Raw genomic sequence first — 16,069 nt, 5'->3', positions numbered from 1 at the left:
GTTATTTTGGCTATATGCCGCCACTCCTAAGACTGCCCTGATTCTGGTAACCATAATTTTAGTGAGGTTTTTTTACCATGAATCAGACGCTACTTTCCTCTTTTGGTACGCCTTTCGAACGTGTTGAAAATGCACTGGCTGCGCTGCGTGAAGGACGCGGTGTAATGGTGCTTGATGATGAAGACCGTGAAAACGAAGGCGATATGATCTTCCCGGCAGAAACCATGACCGTTGAGCAGATGGCGCTGACCATTCGCCACGGTAGCGGTATTGTTTGCCTGTGCATTACTGAAGATCGCCGTAAACAACTCGATCTGCCAATGATGGTAGAAAATAACACCAGCGCCTATGGCACCGGTTTTACCGTGACCATTGAAGCGGCTGAAGGTGTGACTACCGGTGTTTCTGCCGCTGACCGTATTACTACCGTTCGCGCAGCGATTGCCGATGGCGCAAAACCTTCTGATCTGAATCGTCCTGGCCACGTTTTCCCACTGCGCGCGCAGGCGGGTGGTGTGCTGACGCGTGGCGGCCATACTGAAGCGACTATTGATCTGATGACGCTGGCAGGCTTTAAACCGGCTGGTGTGCTGTGTGAGCTGACTAATGACGATGGCACGATGGCGCGTGCACCAGAGTGCATTGAGTTTGCCAATAAACACAATATGGCGCTCGTGACTATTGAAGACCTGGTGGCATACCGTCAGGCACATGAGCGTAAAGCTAGCTGAAAACCGCTGCTTAATTTACCGCGTTAATCAAGAAACCGAAGCTATTACTGGCTTCGGTTTTTATTTTGCTCTTGTTATGCAAGATGTTAATTCCTCTTCTCTTTCTATGAGAAAATTTCATTAATATCAGGCATTCTTTTCCATTATGATCAAAATCATATAATTGTTCCGTTATTATGCGACCATATGAATATATCCGAAAAAGGATATGTGAATTTTATGCGCTAAATGTTTAGTATTGTTAAATATTAAGGGTAAAAGGATGTTTATCGCCTGGTACTGGATTGTATTGATTGCTCTGGTTGTGGTGGGTTATTTACTGCATTTGAAACGTTATTGTCGGGCGTTTCGTCAGGACAGAGACGCACTGCTTGAAGCGCGGAATAAATACTTAAACAGTACGAGAGAAGAGACAGCCGAGAAGGTAGAATAGGGCTTTAGTGAAGCTGGCAGAAGTTGTCCATGCGCTGGACAACTTCTGATGTTGCTTTTAACCAATTCCCGCCGTTTGTAGTAGCACTAAACTGAATCCCATCACTGACATTCCACATAGCACGCCATAGCTGGGGTTATTATTGGGGTCAATCTCTTTAGCTAGCGGCATTAATTCATCAACCGAGAGCGCCACCATAATTCCTGCAACCGCCGCCATGATTGCCGCCATGACCACCGGAGAAATCATGCTACCGAGGATTAACCACGCCAGAACACCACCAAGAATTTCTGCCAGCCCAGAAATGCCCGCCCACAAAATTGCGGTGCGTTTTGACCCCGTTGCCGCGTAAACCGGCCCCGCAACTGCCAGACCTTCAGGAATATTATGCAATGCAACAGCCAGCGCGATGCCAAAGCCCAGCTCCAGGTTACTGCTCGCCGTGACAAAGGTGGCAATGCCTTCCGGGAAGTTATGCAGACTGATGCCGAGAGTGAGCAGAATGGCTGTGCGCTTGATCGATTTTGGCAACGGCTGCACCGATTTTTGCATTAAATCCTGCGGATGCGCATGTGGCAACATGCGGTCCAGACCAAAATAGCCAAGCAGACCGAAGATAAACATTCCATAACCCAGCACAGGCGACATTCCTTCGGCGGCTAATGCGGCAGGAAGCATTTCCATTAATGAGATGAGCAACATAATCCCCGCCGCAAATCCTAGCGAAAACGCCAGTAAGCGGTTCGAGGGTTTTTGTCCGAGAACGCCGAGAAACGCGCCAATAAACGTGGCTGCCCCCGCCAGTATGGTCAGAATGAGAGGTACTGACATCGACAACTCCTTATAAATCTTTACCTTCAGGCAGATCGTCAAAATAACTGATGATCATCATCATTGTTATCCGGGTTCTTACTCCGCCGAACAAGCGTATTGTGAGGATATCAAAATGACACCTTTAGTTAAGGATATCATCATGTCTTCAACACGTATGCCAGCATTGTTTTTAGGTCACGGTAGTCCGATGAACGTGCTGGAAGATAATTTGTATACCCGCAGCTGGCAGAAGTTGGGGATGACATTGCCACGCCCGCAAGCGATTGTTGTGGTTTCGGCTCACTGGTTTACCCGTGGAACTGGAGTGACCGCGATGGAGACGCCGCCCACGATTCATGATTTTGGCGGTTTTCCGCAGGCGCTGTACGACACCCATTATCCTGCTCCGGGTTCGCCTGCGCTGGCACAGCGTCTGGTTGAGCTGTTAGCGCCGGTCCCTGTGACGCTGGATAAAGAAGCCTGGGGCTTTGACCACGGTTCCTGGGGCGTGCTGATTAAGATGTATCCTGACGCCGATATCCCGATGGTGCAGTTGAGTATCGACAGTACCAAACCTGCCGCCTGGCACTTTGAGATGGGGCGTAAACTGGCGGCTCTGCGAGACGAAGGAATAATGTTGGTCGCCAGCGGTAACGTGGTGCATAACCTGCGTACGGTGAAGTGGCACGGTGATAGTTCACCGTATCCTTGGGCGATGTCGTTTAATGAGTATGTGAAAGCGAATCTGACGTGGCAAGGACCGGTAGAACAGCATCCTCTGGTGAATTATCTCGACCATGAAGGTGGCGCGTTATCGAACCCAACGCCAGAGCACTATCTGCCGTTGTTGTATGTCTTAGGTGCGTGGGATGGGCAGGAGCCAATTACCATTCCGGTCGATGGTATAGAAATGGGCAGTTTAAGTATGTTGTCGGTGCAGATAGGCTAATAATTACCGGATGGCGAGTGCCATCCGGTATCATGGCTTATTCAACAAAAATATGTGGATAAAACCGAGACATATCCTGGGTGATCAATGCACGGTCTTCACGAATGCCAATTCCGGCAGGTTGATCGTTCACCAGCCAGCTACCAATCAGCATATAGCTATCGCCGAATTTTGGTAACGGGTGGAATTGCTGAACAATCATCCCTTCTTCGCCATACGGACCTTCTGCTGCTTCAATGGTTTTGCCGTTCTCAATGATCGACACGTTTGCGCCTTCACGGGAGAAGATCGGTTTAACCACATATTTTTCCATTTGCGGATGATCATCTTCCGCAAAATAAGCGGGCAGCAGGTTCGGGTGATTCGGGAACATCTCCCACAGTAGCGGCAGAAGCGCTTTGTTGGAGATAATGCTCTTCCACGCCGGTTCCAGCCAGCGTACGCCTGCATCCTCCAGCTTGGTGGAGAACATCTCACGCAGCATAAATTCCCACGGATACAGCTTGAACAGGTTAGAAATCACCTGATCCTGTAAATCCGTGAACTGACCTTTTTCGCCTAAACCGATATCGTCGATGTAGAGGAATTCAGTAGCGATTTCAGCTTCTGTCGCGCAGTCCTGCAAATACTGAATGGTTCCGCGATCTTCCACCGTGTCGCGACAGCAGGTGAGATGCAGCAACTGGAAGCCATACTGTTCACGCAGCTGGACAAAGCGATCGATCAGCTTCTCTTGCAGACTGTTAAACTGGTCGCTGCCTTCCGGCAGGTTACCGGCGTTAAGCTGATCTTCCAGCCAGATCCACTGAAAGAATGCGGCTTCATACAGTGACGTTGGCGTATCGGCGTTATTTTCCAGAAGTTTAGGTTCGCCAGTACCATCCCACGCCAGATCAAGACGCGAATAAAGCGATGGCTGGTGAGTCAGCCATGACTGGCGCACAAAACTCCAGGTGTGTTTTGGAATGCGGAATTTGGTCATCAGCTCATCGCTGGCGATCACTTTTTCAACCACTTTCAGGCACATCTGGTGCAGTTCGGCGGTGACTTCTTCCAGCTTTTCAACCTGGGAGAGGGTCAACTTGTAGTAAGCATCTTCACACCAGTATGGCTCTCCGTACATGGTGTGAAAATTGAAACCGTATTCGTGGGCTTTTTCGCGCCAGTCCGGACGCTCGGTAATACTGACTCTTTCCATCGGTATCAGCCACCCATTGAACGAGAAGAGGTGCCAGTTGCGCTACGCTGCATGGTGCTTTGTTTGGCAACAGATTCACCAAAGCCACCGCGGGTAACGGTAGTGGTGGTCGCCGGTTTCGGTGCCATGGCTGTCTTCGGTACGGTCATGGTGCGGCCTGGCTGCGCTGCGCCATAGTTTTTACCGGTGGCATCAGTATATTTACCGTAAGCCGGGCTGGCTGGGTTTTTCGAGGAGAACAGCGGCTGTTGTGCAAAGCCCGCGCCGCCGCCCATCAGACGCCCCATCATGTAACCGGCCATCAGCGGCATCCAGAAACTCCCGCTGGATTGCTGGGCCTGCGCCTGGTTTTCTGGTGCCATACCAGCCTGGGCTGGTGCCTGCTGGCACTGGCCTTCGCCAAATTCAGCAATACAGTCTTCACGAGTGGCGTATTTCGGCGCAGTACGTTCGGCTTCTTTCAGCGCATTGTTGTACGCAGTGGTACATTCTGCGCTTTTGCCTGGGTTTGCGGCTGAGCAGTCATCAGCATTTTGATACAGAGACACTGTCTCATCACTCTTTTCACAGCCTGCCAGCATAAAAACAGTGGCAACAGCAAGAGCGACAGGTGTCAGATGGCGTGCGCTCCAGTTTTTGCGGAACGATGCGTGGCGTATGGATTTTGTCCGTTTCATTTTTGTCTTCCGGGACCAGTGGTAAATACCCATCAGAATAGAGGATGGCTGGTCGAAATTGAAGCGGGAAGGGGGAAGAATGCGGCAGATAACCCGTATCTTTACGTTGCCTTACGTTCAGACGGGGCCGAAGCCCCGTCGTCAGCATCAGTTACGGAAAGGGTTATGACCGTTACTGGTAGTCGTGCGTGCGGATGCTTGCTGAACGGCTGGGGCCGGGCTATCTGGTGCATAACCATCAGCAATAGCATTTTGTTCTGGCGTTTGCGGCGCAACGTTTTCTGGATTAGTGGAAACCGGTTTGCTCAGCGCATTGTTCAGTGCCAGCAGATCCTGCTCGTTCAACGTACCCAGAGCTGATTTAATATTCAACTGGTTAATCAGGTAGTTATAACGCGCATTCGCCAGCTCTTGCTTGGCGTTGTACAGCGTGGTGGTGGCATCCAGCACATCAACAATGGTACGCGTACCGACCGAGTAGCCCGCTTCCATCGCGTCTAATGAGCTTTGAGCGGAAACTACGGCTTGTTTGTAGGCGTTAATGCTACTGATAGAAGCATTAATATTGTTGAAGGAGGAACGTACGGTTTGCACGACGCTACGATGGGCGCTTTCCAGTTGCTCACTGGCACCAACAAAGTTGTACTGGGCCTGTTTCACCTGCGAGTTAACCATTCCGCCCTGATAAATCGGCAGCGAGAAGCTCAGACCAACTTTGTTCTGGCCCATATTGCTATCGTCATACTGGGTACCAGCGGCACCACGGGTTTTCGAACCGCTATATGAGGTGTCAGAAATCCCGGTAGAAGCCGTTAAATCCAGAGTCGGTAAGTGACCATCCTGCGCCTGGCGAATTTGCTCGCGCGCCAGGTCCTGGCTCAAACGTGCCTGTAACAGCGACAGGTTGCGTTTTTCGGCTTCTTTCAGCAGCGCGTTAACCGGCTGTGGTTTGTCGGTTTTAAAGTTATCGACATTCAGTGCCGCCAGTTCCGGATAGTAATTACCGGTGATCTGACGCAGTTGCTCTACAGCGTTATCGAGGTTATTACGTGCGGTCACTTCATTCGCCAGCACGGTATCGTACTGTGCACGGGCGTTCTGCACGTCGGTGATCGCCACCAGGCCCACGTTAAAACGTTGAGTGGTTTGATCTAACTGACGGTAGATCGCTTCTTTTTGCGCCTGCGTATAGGAAAGAACATCAATGGCATTCAACACGTTGAAATAAGCAGTCGCGGTGTTGAGGATCAAGGTTTGTTGATCGGTCTGATACGTGACGTCCTGAATACCCGCTGCTTTTTCCTGTAGCGTTAACGCACGCCATTTCGACATATCAAAAATGGATTGAGTTAACTGCAGGGACGCACTGGTCGCGTTAGAGTTGATGCCGTTCGCGTCGCGGTAGCCGTTGCTATAGGTGTAATCTGCACCTAAACCTAGCTGTGGCAGTAATGGACTGCGCGCTTCATTAATTTTTTCAAAGGCAGCATCACGATCGGCGGCAGACTTACGCAATTCCGGGTTACTAAGGCGTGCTTGCTGATAAACTTGCATCAGGTTCTCGGCCTGGCTCAACGTACTGAACCCAGAAAGGCTCAGGCCGATAAGAATGGGGAGCAATTTCTTCATTTGCATTCCTTGTGGTGAAGCAGTATTTAGCGCGATCAAACTGTAAAATTATTGCGGATTCTAGCAGAAGCCGCTACCGCAAAAGGTTGGCGTTACGTGCCATAGGGCGTTAATGTGCCTCAATTTAACACATGACTGCTCAAACGGCAGTCAAACGTCGCTGAAATTCACATTTAATTCACTATTAGTGCCAGGACATTAACAATGCTTAAGCCAGACAACCTGCCCGTTACTTTTGGCAAAAACGATGTTGAAATTATTGCACGAGAAACACTTTATCGCGGCTTTTTTTCATTAGATCTTTATAGATTTCGTCATCGTCTATTCAACGGGCAAATGAGTCGTGAGGTACGGCGGGAAATTTTTGAGCGCGGTCACGCCGCAGTCTTGCTACCCTTTGACCCAGTGCGCGATGAAGTTGTGCTGATTGAGCAGATTCGGATTGCCGCGTATGACACCAGCGAAACCCCCTGGCTACTGGAGATGGTGGCCGGGATGATTGAAGAGGGTGAAAGTGTGGAAGATGTCGCCCGTCGCGAAGCGATTGAAGAGGCGGGACTGATAGTCAAACGGACCAAACCGGTGTTAAGTTTCCTGGCAAGCCCTGGGGGCACCAGTGAGCGTTCGTCAATTATGGTGGGCGAAGTGGACGCCACGACCGCAAGCGGTATTCACGGTCTGGCTGATGAAAACGAAGATATTCGCGTTCATGTGGTAAGCCGGGAACAGGCATACCAATGGGTAGAAGAGGGGAAAATCGACAACGCAGCGTCGGTCATCGCTTTGCAATGGCTGCAGCTGCATCATCAAGCGTTAAAAAATGAGTGGGCATAAATGAAGCGTTACACACCTGACTTTCCTGAAATGATGCGCCTGTGCGAGATGAACTTTTCACAATTGCGGCGTTTGTTACCGCGCAATGACGCACCCGGCGAAACTGTAAGCTATCAGGTGGCAAACGCACAATATCGGCTAACGATTGTGGAATCGACCCGATACACTACCCTGGTGACAATCGAACAGACTGCGCCCGCGATCAGTTACTGGAGCCTTCCGTCAATGACGGTGCGTCTGTATCATGACGCGATGGTGGCTGAAGTGTGTTCAAGTCAGCAGATTTTTCGCTTCAAAGCGCGGTATGATTATCCTAATAAAAAGTTGCATCAACGCGACGAAAAGCATCAAATTAACCAGTTTTTAGCGGACTGGTTGCGATACTGTTTAGCACATGGAGCGATGGCGATTCCGGTTTATTAGCGTCGTGAAACCTAAGGACACCATTTGGAAAGCCTGTTAACCCTTCCTCTGGCTGGTGAGGCCAGAGTCAGGATTTTACAAATTACCGACACTCACCTGTTTGCGCAAAAGCACGAAGCCCTGTTGGGGGTAAATACCTGGGAAAGCTACCAGGCGGTGCTGGAGGCGATTCGTCCACACCAGCACGAATTCGACCTGATTGTCGCGACCGGTGATTTAGCGCAGGATCAATCCTCTGCGGCCTATCAGCATTTCGCTGAAGGCATCGCAAGTTTTCGTGCGCCCTGCGTCTGGCTGCCGGGCAACCACGATTTTCAGCCTGCGATGTACAGCGCGCTACAGGATGCGGGGATCTCCCCGGCGAAGCGGGTGTTTATTGGTGAGCAATGGCAAATCCTGTTGCTGGATAGCCAGGTGTTTGGCGTGCCGCACGGTGAGCTGAGCGAGTTTCAGCTTGAGTGGCTGGAACGTAAACTGGCTGATGCGCCAGAACGCCATACGTTGCTGCTGCTGCACCATCATCCGTTGCCTGCGGGCTGTAGCTGGCTTGACCAACACAGTCTGCGTAACGCGGGCGAACTGGATAACGTGCTGGCGAAGTTTCCGAACGTTAAATACTTGCTGTGTGGACATATCCATCAGGAGCTGGATCTCGACTGGAATGGTCGCCGCCTGCTGGCAACGCCATCGACCTGTGTACAGTTTAAGCCGCATTGTTCCAACTTTACGCTGGACACCATCGCGCCTGGCTGGCGTACGCTCGAGTTACATGCTGATGGTACGCTGACCACCGAGGTGCACCGCCTGGCGGACACACGTTTCCAACCTGATACCGCTTCAGAAGGCTACTGATGTCTACGCTTCTTTATTTACACGGTTTCAACAGTTCGCCGCGCTCTGCAAAAGCGAGTTTGTTGAAAAACTGGCTGGCGGAACATCACCCTGACGTTGAGATGATCATTCCGCAGTTACCACCGTACCCTTCCGATGCGGCAGAACTGCTGGAATCCATTGTCCTGGAACATGGCGGCGATTCGCTGGGGATCGTCGGTTCATCACTGGGGGGATATTACGCCACCTGGTTGTCGCAATGTTTTATGCTGCCCGCCGTGGTGGTAAACCCAGCGGTGCGCCCGTTTGAACTGCTGACGGACTATCTCGGTCAGAACGAGAACCCCTACACCGGGCAGCAATATGTGCTAGAGTCACGCCATATTTACGATCTCAAAGTCATGCAGATTGACCCGCTGGAAGCGCCGGATTTGATTTGGCTGCTGCAACAGACGGGAGATGAAGTGCTGGATTACCGCCAGGCGGTGGCGTACTACGCTTCCTGCCGCCAGACTGTTATAGAAGGCGGCAACCATGCATTCACAGGCTTCGAAGATTATTTCAACCCGATCGTCGATTTTCTTGGTCTGCACCATCTCTGACGATCAACTCGAATTGCTAACTTAAACCATGACGCAAACTTATAACGCTGATGCCATTGAGGTACTCACCGGGCTTGAGCCGGTTCGCCGCCGCCCGGGGATGTATACCGATACCACGCGCCCTAACCATTTGGGGCAAGAAGTCATTGATAACAGTGTCGATGAAGCACTGGCGGGTCACGCAAAACGCGTGGACGTTATTTTACATGCTGACCAGTCGTTAGAAGTGATAGATGATGGTCGCGGGATGCCGGTGGATATTCACCCTGAAGAAGGCGTTCCGGCGGTCGAACTGATTCTTTGCCGTTTGCACGCGGGTGGTAAATTCTCTAACAAAAACTACCAGTTCTCTGGCGGCCTGCATGGCGTGGGGATTTCGGTGGTTAACGCCCTGTCGAAGCGCGTAGAAGTTAACGTACGCCGCGATGGTCAGATCTATAACATCGCCTTTGAAAATGGCGAAAAGGTGCAGGATTTACAGGTTGTCGGTACTTGCGGTAAACGCAACACAGGCACCAGCGTGCACTTCTGGCCGGATGAAACTTTCTTTGACAGCCCGCGCTTCTCTGTTTCCCGTCTTACACATGTGCTGAAAGCCAAAGCGGTACTGTGCCCAGGCGTTGAGATCACTTTTAAAGATGAGATCAACAATACCGAACAACGCTGGTGCTATCAGGACGGTCTGAACGATTACCTCGCGGAAGCGGTAAATGGCCTGCCGACGCTGCCGGAAAAACCGTTTATCGGCAATTTTTCTGGCGATACCGAAGCGGTGGACTGGGCGCTATTGTGGCTGCCGGAAGGCGGTGAACTGCTGACCGAAAGCTACGTCAACCTGATCCCTACGATGCAGGGCGGTACGCACGTTAACGGTTTGCGTCAGGGCCTGCTGGACGCAATGCGCGAGTTCTGTGAATACCGCAACATTCTGCCGCGCGGCGTGAAGCTGTCGGCAGAAGATATCTGGGATCGCTGCGCCTATGTGCTGTCAGTAAAAATGCAGGATCCGCAGTTTGCCGGGCAGACCAAAGAGCGCCTCTCCTCGCGTCAGTGCGCGGCATTCGTTTCTGGCGTGGTGAAAGATGCCTTCACCTTGTGGCTGAACCAGAACGTTCAGGCGGCTGAACTGCTGGCGGAGATGGCGATTTCCAGCGCCCAGCGCCGTATGCGTGCGGCCAAGAAAGTGGTGCGTAAAAAGTTGACCAGCGGCCCGGCGCTGCCTGGCAAACTGGCTGACTGTACCGCGCAGGACCTTAACCGTACTGAACTGTTCCTCGTGGAAGGTGACTCCGCAGGCGGATCTGCCAAGCAGGCGCGCGATCGTGAATATCAGGCGATCATGCCGCTGAAAGGTAAGATCCTTAACACCTGGGAAGTTTCTTCCGACGAAGTACTGGCCTCGCAGGAAGTGCATGATATTTCGGTGGCGATCGGTATTGATCCTGACAGCGACGATCTTAGCCAACTGCGTTATGGCAAGATCTGTATCCTGGCGGATGCTGACTCCGATGGTCTGCACATTGCCACGTTGCTCTGCGCCTTGTTTGTAAAACACTTCCGTACGCTGGTGAAACACGGTCACGTATATGTAGCGCTACCACCGCTCTACCGCATTGACCTTGGCAAAGAGGTCTATTACGCCTTGACGGAAGAAGAGAAAGAGGGCGTGCTCGAGCAATTAAAACGCAAGAAAGGCAAGCCGAACGTCCAGCGTTTTAAAGGTCTGGGGGAAATGAACCCGATGCAATTGCGCGAAACCACGCTTGATCCGAACACTCGCCGTCTGGTGCAGTTGACTATCGATGATGAAGACGATCAGCGTACTGACGCGATGATGGATATGCTGCTGGCGAAGAAACGCTCGGAAGATCGCCGTAATTGGTTGCAAGAGAAAGGCGACATGGCGGAGATTGAGGTTTAAAGGAAAGAACATTGCCCGGTCAGGATGGCCGGGCAAACAAGGCAGGATTAAATCCCTGGCTGCAGAATACGAATATTCATCTCCAGCACGTCGCCTTTTACGGCTTCGCTGTACGCCTTCATGTGCGGGGTTTGCAGATGCGCTTCAAGGTGCGCGATGCTTTCCCACTGCTCAATCATCACGATAGAATCCGGTGCCATAGACTGGAAACTCACGCCAGCAGCACAATCCACCATTGGCGCATAGCCGTGGCAACCTTCTTCTTTCAGTACGGTTGGAACGATTTTAGCAAACTGATCCAACACTGCCTGACGGTGATGTTGACCAGGACGAGTACGGATTTCTGCGATTACTGTAATCATGGTTAACTCCTTCTAAAGCCAGAGCTCTAGTTAACCAAAAATTTCCACAAGATGCTTGCGATATTCTTCAGTATAGCGGGGAACATCAGGCATTTTTATCACGTCATTAGCGATAAATGTCGGCAGCGGTTCCATACCAAGGAATTGGTTTGCTTTATGGAATGGTAGATACACACCGTCAACGCCAACCCCGTGGAAGAACTGATCTTTTTCGGTGAAAGCTTCCATTGGTGCGTTCCAGGTCAGGGAAAGCATATATTTTTTACCTTGTACCAGACCGCCAGAACCGTATTTTTTCGACGGATCTTTGCGGGTACGACCATCGCTGGCATACAGCGTACCGTGACCTTCGGTGAATACATCATCAATGTATTTTTTCACCGTCCACGGCGCGCCCATCCACCAGCCTGGCATCTGCCAGATCACCACATCAGCCCAGAGAAAGTTTTGTACTTCCGCTTTGACATCGTAGTCGCTGTCGGCGCGAACGATGCGGACATCATGCCCGAGGTCGCGCAGCGTGCCATCCGCGACTTCGGTCAGGGTGTCGTTCAGTTGACCATTGGAGTGGGCGAATTTTTTCGCGCCGTTGATAATCAGGATGTTGCTCATTTTTTAACCTCAAGGTGAGACGTTTGCCGACTATAGTACGTCACAGAGCGGTACGGTGAAATTAGCAAAATGTGCAAACTCTTTTGCGAATTTAGCAAAAGTCTGATCTTGCTCCGATTCACCGATGCAGGATAAATATTTTCTGAAAATGACAATACTGATAGCCATTCCTCATAATTCCTACTCGCACCGGATTAATTTACAGGTTTGGTTCGGTTTTTTGGGGATTAAAAATATGGCGTTGGATAAGTAAAAATGAAAATATCAACGCGTCACGTTGATAATTATAAATGGATTTTTATGAGCGTGCTAACATATGTTAAAGCATAAAATTCAAACAATATTTGAAGCTCTGTTATATATAATGCTTACTTATTGGTTAATAGATGCTTTTTTTGCATTCAATAAGTATGACTGGATGCTTGAGTCGGGAGACAATATTTGCAGTATACCTTCCGTTTCAGGCGAAGATCGTATATTGCAAACAATGATTGCAGCATTTTTTCTTCTGACGCCACTTATTATTATTATCTTAAGAAAACTCTTTGTGCGAGAAATGTTTGAGTTTTGGTTATATGTAATCTCGCTCGTTATTTGTTTGGTTTGTGGTTGGTGGCTTTTTTGGGGACGGTTTATATTTTGCTATTAATAAAATCTATGAGAGTCGTTTTAACGGCTCTCATAGACAGAGAAGTTACCAGCTTACTTTCGCCTCAAATCCACCTTGTTCCGCATTCCCAAACTCAACATTCATGCCATGCAGCTTGGCGATTCGCTGGACAATTGAAAGCCCAAGTCCACTGCCGGTAGCGGTTTGTCCGGGTGGGCGATAGAAGCGTTCGCCAATTCTCGCCAGTGCCTCTGGTGTCACACCGGGGCCGTTATCCCTCACGATGAAATTATCGGCATTCAGCGTGACGTCCACCACGCTACCTTGTGGACTGTAGCGCACGGCGTTATCCAGCAAATTTCGCACCAACAAACTTAGCAATAGCGGTTGTCCGGTGCGTTTGATGCCGTGGGCATTGAGTGTCAGTCGCACGTCAATTTTCGCCTGCTGCGCCGTGTGGTAAATATCCATCACCGACGATTGCAGGAGATCTTCAAGCGGGATCTCCGCGACGTCCTGAAGGTTATCCAGTGAGTCCAGCCGCGATAGCGTGAGCAGTTGATCAACCAGACGAGTAGCACGATCGATTCCGGAATGTAATTGAAGCAGCGCTTTTTTCCGCGCCTGCGGATCATCGTCAGAGAGCTGCGCAACTTCGGTTTGCACTTTCAGCGCCGTTAACGGGCTACGAAGTTCGTGAGCTGCGTCGGAGGTAAAGCGTCGTTCACGAACCATCATCGCATGTGTGCGGGCGAACAGTTGATTCAACGACTCAACCAGTGGACGCACTTCGCTGGGTATGCCCGTCGCGTTTAGTGGTTTTTCCGAGTCAGGGTCACGCATACGTAGTGCCAGCGCCAGTTTGTTCAGCGGCGCGAGTTCACGACCCAGTAGTACCATCATGATGATTAACATAATCGGCAGTGCGACAAGCCACGGGATCAATTGCCCGGCAACAATTGCCAGCGCCATGTCTTCGCGGTATTCCCATTCCTGACCAACAACGATGCGATATTTGCCATCAGGTGAGGTCATCCAGACAAAACGCCAGGGATCGTCTTCACCGACCAGTTGCCCGTCAGCAAAACCTTCCCGTTGATAGCTATAGGGAATATCTTCTCCGTTATCGCCATCGTTAAGGACCATTCTGCCGTCGTGGGTAAAGATGGCAAAGGTCAGCGCATCGTCATCAACATGACCGTGTTTTAATTTATTTGGCGTCTGTGCCATGCGATCCGCCGCGTTGATTTCGTTGAGATCGAGCGTACTTAACCGTTTGGCAAACAGCATCAGTTGGGTGTCGAACAACTCATCGACGTTATCCGTTGTTTGTTTCCAGGCGACAAAGCTGGAAAGCAGCCAGGTCACCGAGGCCAGAATTAAAAAGATTAGCGTCAGCCTGACTCGCAGACTAAGACGTTGGGTAAATTTCATTTCTCACCTAATGTGTAGCCAATACCATGCACGGTACGAATAAAATCACTACCGAGTTTGCGTCGCAGATGATGCACATGCACTTCAACGGCATTACTGGTGACCTCTTCGTCCCAGGTATACAGTTTCTCTTCAATCAGTTTGCGCGGCAGTACTCGACCAGCGTTACGCATCAGTAATTCCAGCAGGGCAAATTCTTTTGGTTTCAGCGTTAAGGGTTCGCCAGCCAGCGTGGCGATACGTTTGCCGGGGTCGAGCATGACGTTGCCGTGGCGCAGCTCGTTGCTGGCCTGGCCGTTGGTTCGGCGCATCAGAGCTTCCAGCCTGGCGGCGACTTCTATCAACGCAAAAGGTTTACACAGATAATCGTCAGCTCCCAGACGCAGCCCTTCTACACGTTCCGCCAGCGCATCGCGCGCAGTCAGGATTAATACCGGCTCACGCTGACCTTTTTCTCGCCATTCGCGCAAAATATCGCGACCATCCATGCCCGGTAAGGTTAAATCCAGGATCACCGCATCATAAGGTGCGCTATATAGCGCCTCTTTTCCCTGACGACCTTGTGTAAACCAGTCGACGCTAAAACCCATTTTACTAAGGCCCGTTTTGATGCCGTCGCCAATCAGCATGTCATCTTCTATCAGTAAAATTCGCATTTTTTCATCCCTGCGATAACCATATTTGCTGCCAGTAAACCGTGTTGTAACGCGCTCTGTACAGCACTAAATTTTATTTTTTTCCCTTAAGAAGTTGTTAAGGACTATCTTGTTAAATGCTCGAAAACAGACATTAAAGGGAGTAATAAACATGAAAAAATTCGCAGCAGTAATCGCAGTAATGGCCCTGTGCAGTGCACCGGTGATGGCAGCAGAGCAGGGCGGTTTTTCTGGTCCATCGGCAACACAAAGTCAGGCCGGAGGATTCCAGGGGCCGAATGGCAGCGTAACGACCGTAGAAAGCGCAAAATCCCTGCGTGATGACACTTGGGTCACCCTGCGCGGCAATATCGTTGAACGTATCTCTGACGATCTCTACGTGTTCAAAGATGCCAGCGGTACTATCAATGTTGATATCGACCACAAACGCTGGAACGGCGTGACGGTGACCCCGAAAGATACCGTTGAGATTCAGGGTGAAGTCGATAAAGACTGGAACTCTGTTGAAATTGACGTCAAACAGATCCGCAAAGTAAATCCGTAATTGTTAGCGCTCCCGGGACACGTTCCCGGGAATAATTTCGCAGGGAGGCAAAATGAAAAACCTGACACTGGATGTAAATATTATCGATTTCCCATCAATCCCTGTGGCGATGTTGCCACATCGCTGTAGCCCTGAATTGCTCAACTACAGCGTGGCGAAATTTATCATGTGGCGTAAAGAAACGGGGCTTTCTCCTGTTAACCAAAGCCAGACTTTTGGTGTCGCCTGGGATGACCCTGCCACCACCGTACCGGAAGCGTTTCGCTTTGATATCTGCGGCAGCGTTAACGAACCGATTCCCGATAATCGTTATGGCGTGAGTAATGGTGAACTTACCGGTGGACGTTATGCCGTGGCCCGCCACGTTGGCGAGCTGGACGATATTTCACATACGGTATGGGGCATCATTCGCCACTGGCTGCCTGCAAGCGGCGAGAAAATGCGTAAAGCACCGATTCTGTTTCACTACACCAATCTTGCCGAAGGGGTAACAGAGCAGCGACTGGAAACGGATGTTTATGTGCCGTTGGCGTGATGAAGAATCTTTACCGGAGTGTGAGTCAAATCACTCGCTATCAGTTTAAGTTAACGATGCCACAGGCGTAATGTTGTCCGCTCAGACTCTGACGGCACAGGATTTTGTCCTTCCACACAGAAACCGCCATTGGCGGTTTTCCGCTGCATAATCCTCAGGATTATGTCTATAGCAAAGAGTTGTATATAAAGGCACATTGGTGCCTTTATCGCCGTCGGAGCACGTCCGGCGGCGCTATTCACGCTGATCTCCTGTGACTCGACGCGGCAGATAAT

The 16,069-nt window shown here is 50.6% G+C and carries 19 protein-coding genes and 1 pseudogene; 12 read left to right on the top strand and 8 right to left on the bottom strand.

Annotation, left to right across the window (positions count from 1 at the left end; all coding sequences use genetic code 11):
- Positions 1-77: 77 nt before the first annotated feature.
- A complete protein-coding gene (gene ribB / locus QUE34_RS18780; RefSeq protein ID WP_001076997.1) occupies positions 78-731 on the top strand; it encodes a 3,4-dihydroxy-2-butanone-4-phosphate synthase in 654 nt (217 codons plus the stop codon).
- Between the two features lie 262 nt (positions 732-993).
- Positions 994-1,164 (top strand): protein YqiD, encoded by a 171-nt coding sequence (gene yqiD / locus QUE34_RS18775; protein ID WP_000469268.1) that lies wholly within the window; start codon positions 994-996, stop codon positions 1,162-1,164.
- 57 nt (positions 1,165-1,221) lie between these two features.
- Here the strand turns inward: yqiD and zupT are convergent, their stop codons facing one another.
- Positions 1,222-1,995 carry a zinc transporter ZupT gene (gene zupT, locus QUE34_RS18770; RefSeq protein WP_001295627.1) on the bottom strand — a complete coding sequence of 258 codons (774 nt, stop codon included), beginning with the start codon at positions 1,993-1,995 and terminating at the stop codon, positions 1,222-1,224.
- A gap of 142 nt (positions 1,996-2,137) precedes the next feature.
- Here zupT and ygiD point away from each other — a divergent pair, with 142 nt between their 5' ends.
- Positions 2,138-2,926 (top strand): 4,5-DOPA-extradiol-dioxygenase, encoded by a 789-nt coding sequence (gene ygiD / locus QUE34_RS18765; protein WP_001364330.1) that lies wholly within the window; start codon positions 2,138-2,140, stop codon positions 2,924-2,926.
- A 37-nt stretch (positions 2,927-2,963) separates the two neighbouring features.
- Here ygiD and QUE34_RS18760 read toward each other — a convergent pair whose 3' ends face one another.
- From QUE34_RS18760 to tolC, 3 genes are all read right to left on the bottom strand, one after another.
- A complete protein-coding gene (locus QUE34_RS18760; RefSeq protein ID WP_032303794.1) occupies positions 2,964-4,124 on the bottom strand; it encodes a glutathionylspermidine synthase family protein in 1,161 nt (386 codons plus the stop codon).
- 5 nt (positions 4,125-4,129) lie between these two features.
- Positions 4,130-4,801, bottom strand: coding sequence for a DUF1190 family protein (locus QUE34_RS18755; RefSeq protein WP_000831534.1), 672 nt, complete (start codon positions 4,799-4,801; stop codon positions 4,130-4,132).
- Between the two features lie 147 nt (positions 4,802-4,948).
- Entirely contained in the window at positions 4,949-6,430 is a 1,482-nt protein-coding gene (tolC, locus tag QUE34_RS18750) for an outer membrane channel protein TolC (RefSeq protein ID WP_000735298.1), read from the bottom strand.
- A 204-nt stretch (positions 6,431-6,634) separates the two neighbouring features.
- On the opposite strand from tolC, the gene nudF reads away from it, so the two are divergent.
- The 5 genes from nudF to parE are packed head-to-tail and all read left to right on the top strand — an operon-like array spanning position 6,635 to position 11,041.
- Positions 6,635-7,264 (top strand): ADP-ribose diphosphatase, encoded by a 630-nt coding sequence (gene nudF / locus QUE34_RS18745; RefSeq protein WP_000917127.1) that lies wholly within the window; start codon positions 6,635-6,637, stop codon positions 7,262-7,264.
- On the top strand, positions 7,265-7,687 hold the full coding sequence (locus tag QUE34_RS18740) for a DUF1249 family protein (protein ID WP_000833393.1): 423 nt from the start codon (positions 7,265-7,267) through the stop codon (positions 7,685-7,687). It abuts the gene before it with no gap.
- A gap of 24 nt (positions 7,688-7,711) precedes the next feature.
- The gene (cpdA, locus tag QUE34_RS18735) at positions 7,712-8,539 is read left to right on the top strand and encodes a 3',5'-cyclic-AMP phosphodiesterase (RefSeq protein WP_000444741.1); all 828 of its coding nucleotides are present in this window, start codon (positions 7,712-7,714) and stop codon (positions 8,537-8,539) included.
- Positions 8,539-9,120, top strand: a complete 582-nt coding sequence (yqiA, locus tag QUE34_RS18730; RefSeq protein ID WP_000105733.1) for an esterase YqiA — start codon at positions 8,539-8,541, stop codon at positions 9,118-9,120. The genes cpdA and yqiA overlap by 1 nt, the downstream gene beginning before the upstream one ends.
- Before the next feature lie 28 nt (positions 9,121-9,148).
- A complete protein-coding gene (gene parE, locus QUE34_RS18725) occupies positions 9,149-11,041 on the top strand; it encodes a DNA topoisomerase IV subunit B (RefSeq protein WP_000195280.1) in 1,893 nt (630 codons plus the stop codon).
- Positions 11,042-11,088: 47 nt separating this feature from the next.
- Here the strand turns inward: parE and QUE34_RS18720 are convergent, their stop codons facing one another.
- Together QUE34_RS18720 and mdaB are read right to left on the bottom strand one after the other, a co-directional pair.
- The gene (locus tag QUE34_RS18720) at positions 11,089-11,403 is read right to left on the bottom strand and encodes a putative quinol monooxygenase (RefSeq protein ID WP_000633737.1); all 315 of its coding nucleotides are present in this window, start codon (positions 11,401-11,403) and stop codon (positions 11,089-11,091) included.
- 30 nt (positions 11,404-11,433) lie between these two features.
- Positions 11,434-12,015, bottom strand: coding sequence for an NADPH:quinone oxidoreductase MdaB (mdaB, locus tag QUE34_RS18715; RefSeq protein ID WP_000065430.1), 582 nt, complete (start codon positions 12,013-12,015; stop codon positions 11,434-11,436).
- 316 nt (positions 12,016-12,331) lie between these two features.
- Here mdaB and QUE34_RS18710 point away from each other — a divergent pair, with 316 nt between their 5' ends.
- Positions 12,332-12,664, top strand: a complete 333-nt coding sequence (locus QUE34_RS18710; protein ID WP_000912121.1) for a DUF2645 family protein — start codon at positions 12,332-12,334, stop codon at positions 12,662-12,664.
- 45 nt (positions 12,665-12,709) lie between these two features.
- On the opposite strand, the gene qseC is transcribed toward QUE34_RS18710, so the two are convergent.
- On the bottom strand, positions 12,710-14,059 hold the full coding sequence (gene qseC, locus QUE34_RS18705; protein ID WP_105268465.1) for a quorum sensing histidine kinase QseC: 1,350 nt from the start codon (positions 14,057-14,059) through the stop codon (positions 12,710-12,712).
- Entirely contained in the window at positions 14,056-14,715 is a 660-nt protein-coding gene (qseB, locus tag QUE34_RS18700; protein WP_001221493.1) for a quorum sensing response regulator transcription factor QseB, read from the bottom strand. The genes qseC and qseB overlap by 4 nt, the downstream gene beginning before the upstream one ends.
- Before the next feature lie 151 nt (positions 14,716-14,866).
- Between qseB and ygiW the strand changes: the two genes are divergently transcribed.
- From ygiW to QUE34_RS28655, 3 genes and pseudogenes are all read left to right on the top strand, one after another.
- Complete coding sequence (ygiW, locus tag QUE34_RS18695; RefSeq protein ID WP_000712658.1) at positions 14,867-15,259, top strand: OB fold stress tolerance protein YgiW; 393 nt, start codon at positions 14,867-14,869, stop codon at positions 15,257-15,259.
- A gap of 52 nt (positions 15,260-15,311) precedes the next feature.
- Positions 15,312-15,794, top strand: coding sequence for an AraC family transcriptional regulator (locus QUE34_RS18690; protein ID WP_000793821.1), 483 nt, complete (start codon positions 15,312-15,314; stop codon positions 15,792-15,794).
- 128 nt (positions 15,795-15,922) lie between these two features.
- A pseudogene (locus tag QUE34_RS28655) lies at positions 15,923-15,991 on the top strand (hypothetical protein); the annotation flags it as partial.
- Positions 15,992-16,069 lie beyond the last annotated feature (78 nt).

It is taken from the genome of Escherichia sp. KS167_9B (genome assembly GCF_030295215.1).
Classification (GTDB): Bacteria; Pseudomonadota; Gammaproteobacteria; order Enterobacterales; family Enterobacteriaceae; genus Escherichia; species Escherichia coli_F.
This window is presented reverse-complemented; position numbering and strand designations above follow the sequence as displayed.

What these genes read in the sequence shown, in the direction of transcription:
- QUE34_RS18720 (WP_000633737.1), bottom strand. Translation starts at nt 11,403, where the DNA reads ATGATTACAGTAATCGCAGAAATCCGTACTCGTCCTGGTCAACATCAC.
- yqiD (WP_000469268.1), top strand. Translation starts at nt 994, where the DNA reads ATGTTTATCGCCTGGTACTGGATTGTATTGATTGCTCTGGTTGTGGTG.
- qseB (WP_001221493.1), bottom strand. Translation starts at nt 14,715, where the DNA reads ATGCGAATTTTACTGATAGAAGATGACATGCTGATTGGCGACGGCATC.
- ribB (WP_001076997.1), top strand. Translation starts at nt 78, where the DNA reads ATGAATCAGACGCTACTTTCCTCTTTTGGTACGCCTTTCGAACGTGTT.
- yqiA (WP_000105733.1), top strand. Translation starts at nt 8,539, where the DNA reads ATGTCTACGCTTCTTTATTTACACGGTTTCAACAGTTCGCCGCGCTCT.
- QUE34_RS18710 (WP_000912121.1), top strand. Translation starts at nt 12,332, where the DNA reads ATGTTAAAGCATAAAATTCAAACAATATTTGAAGCTCTGTTATATATA.
- QUE34_RS18740 (WP_000833393.1), top strand. Translation starts at nt 7,265, where the DNA reads ATGAAGCGTTACACACCTGACTTTCCTGAAATGATGCGCCTGTGCGAG.
- nudF (WP_000917127.1), top strand. Translation starts at nt 6,635, where the DNA reads ATGCTTAAGCCAGACAACCTGCCCGTTACTTTTGGCAAAAACGATGTT.
- tolC (WP_000735298.1), bottom strand. Translation starts at nt 6,430, where the DNA reads ATGAAGAAATTGCTCCCCATTCTTATCGGCCTGAGCCTTTCTGGGTTC.
- zupT (WP_001295627.1), bottom strand. Translation starts at nt 1,995, where the DNA reads ATGTCAGTACCTCTCATTCTGACCATACTGGCGGGGGCAGCCACGTTT.
- QUE34_RS18760 (WP_032303794.1), bottom strand. Translation starts at nt 4,124, where the DNA reads ATGGAAAGAGTCAGTATTACCGAGCGTCCGGACTGGCGCGAAAAAGCC.
- mdaB (WP_000065430.1), bottom strand. Translation starts at nt 12,015, where the DNA reads ATGAGCAACATCCTGATTATCAACGGCGCGAAAAAATTCGCCCACTCC.
- qseC (WP_105268465.1), bottom strand. Translation starts at nt 14,059, where the DNA reads ATGAAATTTACCCAACGTCTTAGTCTGCGAGTCAGGCTGACGCTAATC.
- ygiD (WP_001364330.1), top strand. Translation starts at nt 2,138, where the DNA reads ATGTCTTCAACACGTATGCCAGCATTGTTTTTAGGTCACGGTAGTCCG.
- parE (WP_000195280.1), top strand. Translation starts at nt 9,149, where the DNA reads ATGACGCAAACTTATAACGCTGATGCCATTGAGGTACTCACCGGGCTT.
- QUE34_RS18755 (WP_000831534.1), bottom strand. Translation starts at nt 4,801, where the DNA reads ATGAAACGGACAAAATCCATACGCCACGCATCGTTCCGCAAAAACTGG.
- ygiW (WP_000712658.1), top strand. Translation starts at nt 14,867, where the DNA reads ATGAAAAAATTCGCAGCAGTAATCGCAGTAATGGCCCTGTGCAGTGCA.
- QUE34_RS18690 (WP_000793821.1), top strand. Translation starts at nt 15,312, where the DNA reads ATGAAAAACCTGACACTGGATGTAAATATTATCGATTTCCCATCAATC.